Source organism: Robertmurraya sp., assembly GCF_036676585.1.
GTDB lineage: Bacteria > Bacillota > Bacilli > Bacillales > Cytobacillaceae > Robertmurraya_A.
The window spans coordinates 141,080-151,816 of sequence record NZ_JAKFCQ010000165.1 but is presented as its reverse complement, the minus strand read 5'-3'; the positions used below and the strand labels follow the sequence as shown (position 1 = coordinate 151,816).

At 38.4% G+C, this 10,737-nt stretch carries 13 protein-coding genes and 1 pseudogene; 12 read left to right on the top strand and 2 right to left on the bottom strand.

Translation table 11 applies throughout. From position 1 onward, the window contains the following. From ACGLXV_RS21900 to yajC, 10 genes and pseudogenes are all read left to right on the top strand, one after another. Positions 1–438, top strand: a pseudogene (locus tag ACGLXV_RS21900) (SafA/ExsA family spore coat assembly protein); the annotation flags it as partial. Further along, a complete protein-coding gene (locus tag ACGLXV_RS21895; protein WP_391560270.1) occupies positions 422–1,408 on the top strand; it encodes a phosphotransferase in 987 nt (328 codons plus the stop codon). The pseudogene ACGLXV_RS21900 and the gene ACGLXV_RS21895, both read left to right, overlap by 17 nt. 93 nt (positions 1,409–1,501) lie before the next feature. Then, positions 1,502–2,251, top strand: coding sequence for a YhcN/YlaJ family sporulation lipoprotein (locus ACGLXV_RS21890; RefSeq protein WP_391560269.1), 750 nt, complete (start codon positions 1,502–1,504; stop codon positions 2,249–2,251). 132 nt (positions 2,252–2,383) lie between these two features. After that, positions 2,384–2,905: a BofC C-terminal domain-containing protein gene (locus tag ACGLXV_RS21885; protein WP_391560268.1), complete on the top strand. Its 522-nt coding sequence runs from the start codon at positions 2,384–2,386 to the stop codon at positions 2,903–2,905. Between the two features lie 107 nt (positions 2,906–3,012). Then, on the top strand, positions 3,013–3,624 hold the full coding sequence (gene ruvA / locus ACGLXV_RS21880) for a Holliday junction branch migration protein RuvA (RefSeq protein ID WP_119709250.1): 612 nt from the start codon (positions 3,013–3,015) through the stop codon (positions 3,622–3,624). Positions 3,625–3,648: 24 nt separating this feature from the next. After that, positions 3,649–4,650, top strand: a complete 1,002-nt coding sequence (ruvB, locus tag ACGLXV_RS21875; protein WP_119709249.1) for a Holliday junction branch migration DNA helicase RuvB — start codon at positions 3,649–3,651, stop codon at positions 4,648–4,650. Then, the gene (locus ACGLXV_RS21870; protein WP_119709248.1) at positions 4,647–4,853 is read left to right on the top strand and encodes a DUF2905 domain-containing protein; all 207 of its coding nucleotides are present in this window, start codon (positions 4,647–4,649) and stop codon (positions 4,851–4,853) included. The genes ruvB and ACGLXV_RS21870 overlap by 4 nt, the downstream gene beginning before the upstream one ends. A gap of 31 nt (positions 4,854–4,884) precedes the next feature. Beyond that, entirely contained in the window at positions 4,885–5,913 is a 1,029-nt protein-coding gene (gene queA / locus ACGLXV_RS21865; protein ID WP_391560267.1) for a tRNA preQ1(34) S-adenosylmethionine ribosyltransferase-isomerase QueA, read from the top strand. Between the two features lie 24 nt (positions 5,914–5,937). After that, the gene (gene tgt, locus ACGLXV_RS21860; RefSeq protein ID WP_391560266.1) at positions 5,938–7,077 is read left to right on the top strand and encodes a tRNA guanosine(34) transglycosylase Tgt; all 1,140 of its coding nucleotides are present in this window, start codon (positions 5,938–5,940) and stop codon (positions 7,075–7,077) included. A 30-nt stretch (positions 7,078–7,107) separates the two neighbouring features. Then, complete coding sequence (gene yajC, locus ACGLXV_RS21855) at positions 7,108–7,389, top strand: preprotein translocase subunit YajC (protein ID WP_119709245.1); 282 nt, start codon at positions 7,108–7,110, stop codon at positions 7,387–7,389. A gap of 53 nt (positions 7,390–7,442) precedes the next feature. Here yajC and ACGLXV_RS21850 read toward each other — a convergent pair whose 3' ends face one another. Next, positions 7,443–7,835: a TIGR04086 family membrane protein gene (locus ACGLXV_RS21850; protein ID WP_391560278.1), complete on the bottom strand. Its 393-nt coding sequence runs from the start codon at positions 7,833–7,835 to the stop codon at positions 7,443–7,445. Positions 7,836–7,979: 144 nt separating this feature from the next. Here ACGLXV_RS21850 and ACGLXV_RS21845 point away from each other — a divergent pair, with 144 nt between their 5' ends. Further along, positions 7,980–8,630 (top strand): DUF421 domain-containing protein, encoded by a 651-nt coding sequence (locus ACGLXV_RS21845; RefSeq protein ID WP_391560265.1) that lies wholly within the window; start codon positions 7,980–7,982, stop codon positions 8,628–8,630. Positions 8,631–8,649: 19 nt separating this feature from the next. Here ACGLXV_RS21845 and spoVB read toward each other — a convergent pair whose 3' ends face one another. After that, entirely contained in the window at positions 8,650–10,212 is a 1,563-nt protein-coding gene (gene spoVB, locus ACGLXV_RS21840) for a stage V sporulation protein B (protein WP_391560264.1), read from the bottom strand. A gap of 130 nt (positions 10,213–10,342) precedes the next feature. On the opposite strand from spoVB, the gene ACGLXV_RS21835 reads away from it, so the two are divergent. Further along, the gene (locus ACGLXV_RS21835; protein ID WP_119709243.1) at positions 10,343–10,639 is read left to right on the top strand and encodes a post-transcriptional regulator; all 297 of its coding nucleotides are present in this window, start codon (positions 10,343–10,345) and stop codon (positions 10,637–10,639) included. The last annotated feature ends 98 nt before the right edge of the window (positions 10,640–10,737 follow it).

Sequence of the window (10,737 nt, the reverse complement as noted above, 5' to 3'; positions counted from 1 at the left end):
CAAGCTCCAATGTATCCTTATCCGCCATATCCTGCACCATTATTTCATTGTGGACCAGTGATGCCTGGACCAGGATACTACCCACCAGGTTATCCATCTATGGGTATGCCACAACAAATGCCATATAGCCCAATGCCACAAGTGCAAGGGGTAATGGATCAAATGGAATCACCGAGTATGGGCAATCACCAAATGCCTTTAACACCAAATTATCAAGCTCCAGCCGTACAAGGCGTACAGGATGATTGTGGATGTGGCGGTCCTGCGATGACACCATACGGAATGGGATCAGGCTTTGCTCCAGGTATGCCACCAGTGTATGCTCCATCCTACGGGCAACCTATGGCGCAGCCGCCTTATATGAATCCTTATGGATACGGACCATCAGCATATGGAATGCCAAGAGGTCAAAATACGAACGATGGTAATGATGAATAATATTAGTGGAGACGATTTAATTCTAAATCGTCTCTTCTCCTATTTACAGGAAGAGCTCGTCACTCCAATTGAATCCATTCAACCAATTAGGAAGAACGTATATCTGTTAGAAACGAGTAATCAACTTGTTGTGCTAAAGGGGTTTAGTCATTTAAGAAAACTGCAGATCCAAAAGGCTTTTACTTCGTCTTTAAGACAAGAAGGGTTTCAGCACTCATACATTTTTCAAAACCTCGAAAAGGAATCACCACTTTACTTAGACGGTACGTATTACGGATGTCTTGAGCACATTCCACTATCCTCCAACAGTCCTTTTTCTTATGAGTCGGAAGAAGAAAGAAAAGATGGGCTTCGTCTCCTTGGAGAATTTCACCAGACTACAGGTAAGCTTTCAAGAAGGTATCAAACGGTACTAAAAGAATACAATCTTATGTTGAAATGGAGAGAACGTGCAGCTCGTTTTATTAATAATTTATCCATTATTAAATTTTTTGTGCAGCAAGAAATATTAAATGAAGTGATGGAATGGGCCGATTTTTCCTTAAAGGGGCTTGAGTTAGAACATTCATTTTTGAACAATCATGATCAAGTGATTCTTCATGGCGATTTAGCACACCATAACTTTATTCGTGGTATAAACTCAGAACTATATTTAATTGATTTTGACTTAGTTTCAATCGGTAGTCCAGCCTGTGATTACTTACAATATTGCAATCGTATTCTGCCGAGTCTCGAATGGTCTTTACATGATCTTACAGAATACGAGCAGATACAGCCCTATTTAAATAATCGTGGATTTTTGTATGCTTTATTATTTCCAACAGATATCTTTCGGGAATGGAATCGACTCATTAAAGATCGTCAATATTCAAGTACATTTCAAGTAAGACAGGTTCTTGATTTAACTGTACGGCAATTTTTTAGTCGGCAAAGCTTTGTAGAGCAGGTAAAGCTTTTACTTGAAGAGTAATTGGTCGTAACTGTCAGGATTAAAAAGGCAGAACCCTCACACCCTATAAATGAGCATAATCATGCTCTCAAATAAGCGGAGGGGGTTATTCGCTTGAGTAAAAAGCTTGTTTTACTTCCAATCACTGCTGCCTTAACCTTTAGTTTAGCTGGTTGTAGCCAGGATGAAGCAACTGATGGTGATCAAGCAATAAGCCAACCATTTGGATACTACTCGAATGAAAATCATAACGGTGGTGGAAATGCAAGAATTTACAACGAAAATGATGGTCCATTGGTAGAAATAATGGATCACTCTCTTGGTGAGGAAGGACAGAGAAGCAGAGAGAATCGAAGACAGCATTTAATGCAAAAAGATGAAGCAGGAAATCCTGCAAATCCTACAGTCCCTCGAGCTAAACAGGATAAAAACTTTTTTGAGAAAGATAACCGTTATAGTCATGCGGATGCCAATTATCATGGGCATTTAGATGACCAAACCCGTAAAGCAAGAAGCTCCTATTACACAGCGTATGAAGGAGATTTAGCGGAAAAAATTGGTGATGTTACGGCGAATGTTCCCAATGTGGAAGATGTTCGTTCCGTAGTATATGGAAGCAATGTATTAATTGCAGTTGATTTAACAAACTACGATCGTGATGTAGAAACGAAGGCAGATATCACTAGAGCGGTTCAACCCTACCTTCGAGGAAGATCGGTACAGGTAGTGACGGATGAAGGAACATTTAGCAGAATCAGAAATATTGATAATGACTTACGTGATGGTGGTCCACGTGAGACTGTTGATGCAGATCTAAAAGGGATGTTTCGAACATTAAAGTCCCGAATTCAAGGGAAAGAATAGGATCCGAAAGAGTTGATCGAAATGATCAACTCTTTCGTGTGTTAATGGGCATAAATTTGAAAAAAATGGTCATTATATAAATGGAATCATGAAATTAGCACTTTATTGTAACTTTCAAACGAGGTGATCATTATGAGAACCAAATGGCTCGGATGTTTAGGGATATTGCTTCTCGTATTCGTTTTTCATACAAACTATGTCCTAGCGGAAGATTCAAAAACCACACAAAGATTAGAACCCATTGAAGTAAAGGTGATTCTTGAACGAGTATATCTAGACGGAGAAGTTAGTGAGGAGCAAATGGAGGAGAAGATTTGGTCAATGGAACAGTTTTGGTCAAAATATGATCAATGGCAGGTCGTGGATATGGATGATAAATCTGTCGTGTTCCGTAAGCATGTAGACGACATTTCTCCACTGTTAAAAGCTAATGGTTACTTCGGAATTACGGACGATGGTGTGCTAACGATCTATTATGGAAAACCACAAAAATATAATATTATTCAATCCTTTTTTCAATTGGATATTGGAAAATTAGAAAGTACGAGACATGAAGAACTAAAGGAAGGAATACCGATTAAGAATAAAGATCGGTATGTCGAAGTGCTTGAAACGTTTAAAAATTATACTGTTCAGGAAAAACAAGCGAACTAAAGGAGCCGGTATCGGTTCCTTTTTGTATTTTCAACCTACATTTAGCGGCATGTACTAACATATTGTGATACAATGAGGTACAGCAAAATTAGAGGAGTTTTAGCTACATGTATGATTATATTAAAGGAACGGTCGAATTTATTGGACCCGAATATATTGTTGTAGAGGCAGGAGGCATTGGATATCAAGTATCTACGCCGAACCCTTTTAGCTTTTCAAAGAATATTCACCAAGCGATGCAAATTTTTACTTATCATTATGTAAGAGAAGATTTGATCGCTTTATACGGTTTTTCTTCAAGGGAAGAAAAAATTCTCTTTACAAAGCTCCTGAATGTATCGGGAATTGGACCAAAAGGAGCGTTAGCAATATTAGCGTCTGGAGTACCAGAACAAGTGGTTCAAGCAATCGAAGAAGAGGATGAAGCTTTTTTAGTGAAATTCCCAGGGGTAGGAAAGAAAACAGCTAGACAAATGATCTTAGACTTGAAGGGGAAACTTCAACAAGCACTTCCAGATTATTTTCCTAATTTATTCAATGAGGAAGTACATGTGGAACAACCGAAGAATTCAAATCTTGCACTTGAAGAAGCGATGTTAGCATTACTATCGCTTGGATATTCTGAAAAAGAAATAAAGAAAATTACTCCGAAGCTTGAAGTGGAAACACTAGAAACAGAGCAATATATTAAAAAAGCTCTACAGCTTCTTTTAAAATAGAGTTGGAAAAAGGGTGAGTGAGTATTGGACGATCGGATTATTTCTGGTGAAGCAGATGTTCAAGATTTATCATTCGAACAAAGCTTACGCCCGTTAACATTAAAACAATATATTGGTCAAACAAAGGTAAAAGAGAATTTAGAAATATTTATTGAGGCAGCTAAAATACGGCAGGAAACACTTGATCATGTTCTCTTGTATGGACCCCCAGGATTAGGGAAAACGACATTAGCAACCATTATTGCTAATGAAATGGGAGTTAATATCCGTACAACAGCAGGCCCAGCAATTGAAAGGCCAGGAGATTTAGCGGCCATTTTAACAGCACTTGAACCTGGTGATATATTATTTATCGATGAAATTCACCGACTTCCAAGAGCTATAGAAGAAGTATTATATCCAGCCATGGAGGATTTTTGCCTTGACATCGTGATTGGAAAAGGGGCAACAGCTAGGTCTGTAAGACTTGATTTACCACCATTTACACTTGTTGGTGCCACAACTAGAGCAGGTTCTCTTTCAGCTCCACTTCGGGATCGATTTGGAGTTTTAAGCAGATTAGAATATTATAAAGAAGATCAGCTGATGGATATCGTATTACGAACTGCCGAAGTGTTCCAGGTAGACATTACAAAAGACGCAGCTTTAGAAATTGCCAAGCGTTCAAGAGGGACACCACGTATTGCGAATCGCCTGCTCAGACGAGTTAGAGATTTTGCTCAAGTTAAAGGCAATGGAATGATTGACTATTCATTAGCCGTTTACTCCTTACAACTTCTTCAGGTAGACCCATTAGGTTTGGATCATATTGATCATAAACTATTAAAGGGTATCATCGAGAAGTTTAGAGGAGGACCTGTTGGATTAGATACAATTGCAGCAACAATTGGAGAAGAATCACATACGATTGAGGATGTATATGAACCATATTTACTTCAAATAGGATTTCTTCAAAGAACTCCAAGAGGCAGAATTGTTACGAATCTGGTTTATAAGCATTTTCAAATGGAGGTACCTTCAGAATGACTGGTCTTCCAAAGATTCTTATGACATTAGGGGCAATCATTTTTGTCGTTGGATTTCTCATGCAGTTTATACATATCGGGAGACTTCCAGGCGATATTATTGTGAAAAAGGGAAACACGACAGTGTATTTCCCCATTGTTACCTCCATTCTTGTTAGTATTATTTTATCTGCAATTTTTTATTTTTTAGGGAAATTTCGTTAATATTTGTAGTGTTTAAGAAGGGTGAAACAGCATGAAAGTAGACTTATTTGATTTTCATTTACCAGAGGAACTCATTGCGCAAACTCCTTTAGAGGAGCGAACAAACAGTAGACTAATGGTATTAGACAAGGAAAATGGAAAGTTAGAGCATACTATATTTAAAAATATAGTAGAGTATATTAGACCAGGAGATTGCCTGGTTTTAAATGACACGAGAGTGTTGCCTGCGAGATTATTCGGTGAAAAAAAAGAAACCGGTGCCAAGATTGAAGTATTACTTCTCAAGCAGTTGGATGGAGATCGTTGGGAAACTTTAGTAAAGCCAGCGAAAAGGGTTAAGGAAGGAACAGTCATTTCATTTGGAGATGGAATCTTGACGGCCGTGTGTGTCGGGGAAGCCGAGCACGGAGGAAGAACTCTTGAATTTAACTATGAAGGAATTTTTTATGAGGTATTAGAGCAGTTAGGAGAAATGCCACTACCCCCCTACATAAAAGAACAATTAGAGGATCGAGAACGATATCAAACGGTATTCGCTAAAGAACGTGGTTCAGCTGCAGCTCCGACTGCGGGTCTTCATTTCACAGAAGAGCTTTTAGAAGAAATTCGCTCACGTGGGGTTCATATCGCCTTTATTACACTTCATGTTGGACTCGGGACATTTCGACCTGTCAGTGTAGATGACATTTTAGAACATGATATGCATGCCGAGTTCTATCAGATGACAGAAGGAACCGCTCGATTACTAAATGATGTAAAAAAACAAGGTGGACGAATCATTTCTGTTGGAACTACCTCCACGAGAACATTAGAGACGATCGCTTCGAAGCATAACGGGGAGTTTGTCGCAGAAAGTGGATGGACCGATATTTTTATTTTTCCCGGATATACATTTCAAGGAATTGACGGGATGATTACAAATTTCCATCTTCCAAAATCCACATTAATCATGCTTGTAAGTGCACTTGCAGGTAGAGAAAATGTCATTCATGCATATGAAACAGCAGTAACTGAGAAGTATCGTTTCTTTAGTTTTGGCGATGCGATGCTTATTGTTTAATTACTTACTAGGAGTTGACTATTTTTGACGGCTATTCGTTACGAATTAATAAAGACATGTAAACAGACAGGAGCAAGGCTAGGGCGCGTACATACACCACACGGTTCATTTGACACACCTGTCTTTATGCCGGTTGGAACACTTGCAACGGTAAAAACGATGTCACCAGAAGAACTTGTGCAGATGGGAGCAGGAATTATTTTAAGTAATACCTATCATCTCTGGCTTCGACCTGGACACGAGATTATTAAAGAGGCTGGTGGGCTTCACAAGTTTATGAACTGGGATCGGGCCATTTTAACTGACTCAGGTGGATTCCAAGTATTTTCTCTAAGCAAGTTTCGCCAGATTGAGGAAGAGGGAGTTCATTTCAGAAATCATTTAAACGGGGACAAGCTCTTCTTATCACCGGAAAAAGCGATGGAAATTCAAAATGCATTAGGCTCGGATATCATGATGGCCTTTGATGAATGTCCACCATTTCCTGCTACGTATGAGTATATGCAGAAATCGGTCGAACGTACATCACGTTGGGCAGAAAGATGCTTAAGTGCGCATCAACGTCCGGAGGATCAAGGATTATTCGGTATTGTACAAGGTGGAGAATATGAAGAACTTCGGAAACAAAGTGCACGTGATCTAGTTTCTCTCGATTTCCCTGGATATGCAGTAGGAGGCTTATCGGTTGGTGAACCGAAGGATATTATGAATCGAGTTCTAGAATTCACAACCCCTCTATTACCATCGAATAAACCAAGATATTTAATGGGAGTTGGTTCTCCAGATTCTCTAATCGATGGGGCTATTCGAGGAATTGATATGTTTGATTGTGTTCTGCCAACTAGAATAGCTAGAAACGGAACATTGATGACGAGTGAAGGTAGATTGGTTGTTAAAAATGCGAAGTATGCAAGAGATTTTGGACCACTTGATCCAAATTGCGATTGCTACACTTGCAAAAATTATTCTCGTGCGTATATTCGCCACTTGATTCGTTGTGATGAGACGTTCGGAATAAGACTTACAACTTACCATAACTTATATTTTCTGTTAAAATTAATGGAGAATGTCAGACAAGCAATCAGAGAAGATCGCTTAGGGGACTTCAGAGAAGAATTTTTTGAGCAATATGGCTTTAATCAGCCGAATGCAAAAAACTTCTAAATTGATAAGACATTGAAAGGAGGTTAGACAATGGAAGGACTATTAGGTACATTAGGTCCATTAATCCTAATGTTTGCATTATTTTACTTCTTGTTAATTCGTCCACAGCAAAAGCGTCAAAAGGCGGTTTCGCAAATGCAAAGCGACCTGAAAAAAGGGGATAAAATCGTGACGATTGGTGGCCTACACGGAACAGTCGATGCATTAGACGAAGGCAAGGTAGTTATTAAATGTGGTGATGGAAGTCGTCTTACATACGACCGCGCGGCTATTAGAGAAGTACTTGAATCTAGCTCTGTAGCAAATGCATAACACATAAAAAGAGGCAGACCTTAACGGGTTTGCCTCTTTTATTTCCTATTCTATTATGCGGCTCTTTTAGAAGTAGTACTTATATTTACACCTAAAATTCCACCCATCATGGCAGTTAGAATATAGCAAACATGATAAACGATTTCTTCAAACGAAAATAAACTATCCATTCCTAAAAATTGGAATAAAAAAATGATTGTGGTGTAAACAATGCCAGTGAGGCCTCCAACTAACCAGCCTTTTTGTTTCCCTTTTCCCCCTGATACGAACCCACCTAAAAACAATGTGATAAATGAAACACCAGTAATAACAAATTGTAATGAAGATTCGCTAGTTGGTGTAAATCGGAGAATTAAGGAAAATATAACCGAACTAACAATTGCAAACAAAAATACAGTTATGACCCCGTATAGTACGGCGTTGCCAAAATTTTTCGATTCTTCGATTGGACCCCTCTCCCTTCTAACTTTTCTCAGTAATTGCTTAGTACAAGCATATTCATGAGCTTTTCTAAATAGAATCACATTTTGTTCATGTTTTCTGCAGATTTGCAGACAATAAAATGAATGAACATAAAGGGAGCGTTTCTTTTGGATCAATATTTTTTAATTGTTATTCGGACAATTATTTTATACGGTGTCATTTCTATTATATTTCGACTAATGGGGAAGAGAGAGCTTGGAGAGTTAAACGTATTAGATTTGGTTGTCTATATTATGATCGCAGAGATAGCGGTCGTAGGCATCGAAAAGCCAGATGAAACAATAGTGAATAATATTTTACCGATGGCTGTGCTCATGATTATTCAAATCACCTTGGCCTTTTTTTCCTTAAAAAGTAAAAAGGTTAGGGATATGTTAGATGGGAAGCCTTCCATCATAATTAACAATGGAAAAATCGATGAGCATGAAATGAGAAAACAACGCTACAATTTTGATGATCTCCTTTTGCAGTTGAGAGATAAGGATATTCGTAATATTGCTGATGTAGAATTTGCGATACTTGAAACATCAGGAAAGCTATCTGTTTATGAAAAAAGCCCGAATCAAGGGGGGATTACGATCCCGTTAATATTGGATGGGGAGGTTCAAGAAAATAATTTACAGCGCTTAGAAAAAAATAAATTTTGGCTTCTACAGGAACTAAAGAAACTGGGATATACTCAAGTAAAAGAAATTTCCTTTTGCAGCTATCAAGATGGGAAATTTTTTGTAGATTTGATAGACATAAAAAAGAGGTGAGCAGTCGGTCACCTCTTTTTTAACGCATAATTAGTTTTGACAATAAATTTCCAATGAAAGGTACTCGTATCATTTCTTCTTTTTTAATTTGTCCTGCAATGATAATAAATAGTGTGTAGCAGATAGTAATGGCCGCACAGCTTACGATCACGTTAAGTGATAATGGCAAGTCCCCTTTGAAGTAATTATAGGAGGATAAACCAGCCCATCCGGAAACGCCCATACCAGTAAAAGTTAGTAAATAATCCCAAATGTAAAAGGTGAATGAAATCTTTTTCAGAACCGTTGCAAAATGGAGAAGAGTCACCACTAAAAAGCCGAAAACGATTCCCAAGGCCGCCCCTTTAATACCAAAGCTTGGCTGACTCGCTAATAAAAATATAACAGCTGTTTTTACAACGGAACCAAAGAGTGAGTTAATCATAGCGGCCCTTGCTAAATCAAGAGCTTGCAGAGTAGCTTGTAATGGACCTTGATAGTAATAGAAAAGGAAGAATGGTGCCATGATTTGAATAAAGTACGCTCCGCTTGAAGATCCATACATGACCTCCATAAGGGGTTCAGCTAAAACATAGAGTATCACAACCGATAATCCACCCGTTAAAAAAGCAAAGCGTAGTGCTTGTTGTAGTCGATATTCAATCAGCTTTTTATTGTTCTGTGAATTTGCCTCACTGATTGCCGGAACGAGCGACGTGGACAGCGATAAAGTTATAAACGATGGCAATAGTAAAAGCGGCATAGCAAAGCCTGTTAGTGCACCGTATTGCTTTGTTGCATCAATGGCCACAACACCAGCAATAGCTAAGCTATGTGAGACGACAATCGGTTCAAAGAACCACGCAATGGAACCAATCATACGGCTTCCTAACGTTGGTAAAGCAACGCCCATCAGTTCTTGAAATGTTGATTTTCCTTCTTGTACATTCTTGAAAAATTTCTTTCTTATTCGAAATTGTTTCTTGAGCTTAAATGAAGTAATTAAATAAATTAAGGAGATGAGCTCTCCAATTACAGATGCAACCATCGCCCCTGCTGCCGCGTATTCTACCCCATATGGCATAAACATACTTGTTAATACAGCTATCAATGTGATTCTTGCCGCTTGTTCAATCACTTGTGAAATGGCAGAAGGTTTCATATTTTGTCTGCCTTGGAAATATCCTCTTAGCACAGAAGAAAGTGCAACGATTGGAATGATTGGAGCAATCGCGAGCAATGGTAAATGTGTACGTGGATCTGTAAAAAGAGTTTCTGATAAGTACGGTGCAAGCAAAAATAGAGCAGGAGTAAAGATAAGGGATAATGTAAATGTTGTTGCTAAGGAAACAACAAGTATTTGTTTTATTTTTTTTGTATCACCTTTTGCCTCTGCTTCTGCTATATTTTTTGAAATAGCCACCGGTAGGCCTAGTTGTGTGAGAGTGACAACAAGAATAAGGGTCGGAAAGGCCATCATATATAATCCAACGCCTTCTTCGCCTATAAACCTTGCAATCACAATCCTATTAATAAAACCAAGAACTCTTGTTACAAAGCCGGCAACTAACAAAATTATTGTTCCTTTTAAAAACTTCGACATCTCGCTACCTGCCTTCTCAAAATAGGTATAATCATATACAATTAACTATATGCACCCATGTGGACAAAGCATGACAAGGTATTATAAATTTCTCTATATTTTATACTCTAGTATTAGGAGGCGGCTCGATATGGAAATCGGCCATAATTACGATCGTTTTCGTAAAGAAGTACACCCAGCATTAATTAGTAAGATGGAAGAGTTTTCCCTACTTGGGTATGGGACGATCAGTCAAGATAGTCTTTGGGAGTTCTTGAGTAAGAAGAAGTGGAGAAAGCCGAAGGAGGACGTGAAGATCTATGAGGTGGTCTCAGATATTCTTTCTGTAAATGTAGGAGAATATATGAATTATGCGACTGTTGAAGCATTTAAGTCGGATGAGTTTTCGCTTGCGAATGATGAGGAGAGAAGGGAATTATTGAAATAAGTACATACTCGTCCATAAATTGACACTATTTCCTAACTGTTTCATAATATTAGAATAGAAAATACAAGCAGGTAGCATGCTGTTACCTTGCCTGGGTT

Coding starts and splice junctions, on each gene's coding strand:
- ACGLXV_RS21895 (WP_391560270.1), top strand. CDS start 422: ATGGTAATGATGAATAATATTAGTGGAGACGATTTAATTCTAAATCGT.
- ACGLXV_RS21885 (WP_391560268.1), top strand. CDS start 2,384: ATGAGAACCAAATGGCTCGGATGTTTAGGGATATTGCTTCTCGTATTC.
- ruvA (WP_119709250.1), top strand. CDS start 3,013: ATGTATGATTATATTAAAGGAACGGTCGAATTTATTGGACCCGAATAT.
- ACGLXV_RS21870 (WP_119709248.1), top strand. CDS start 4,647: ATGACTGGTCTTCCAAAGATTCTTATGACATTAGGGGCAATCATTTTT.
- queA (WP_391560267.1), top strand. CDS start 4,885: ATGAAAGTAGACTTATTTGATTTTCATTTACCAGAGGAACTCATTGCG.
- yajC (WP_119709245.1), top strand. CDS start 7,108: ATGGAAGGACTATTAGGTACATTAGGTCCATTAATCCTAATGTTTGCA.
- spoVB (WP_391560264.1), bottom strand. CDS start 10,212: ATGTCGAAGTTTTTAAAAGGAACAATAATTTTGTTAGTTGCCGGCTTT.
- ACGLXV_RS21835 (WP_119709243.1), top strand. CDS start 10,343: ATGGAAATCGGCCATAATTACGATCGTTTTCGTAAAGAAGTACACCCA.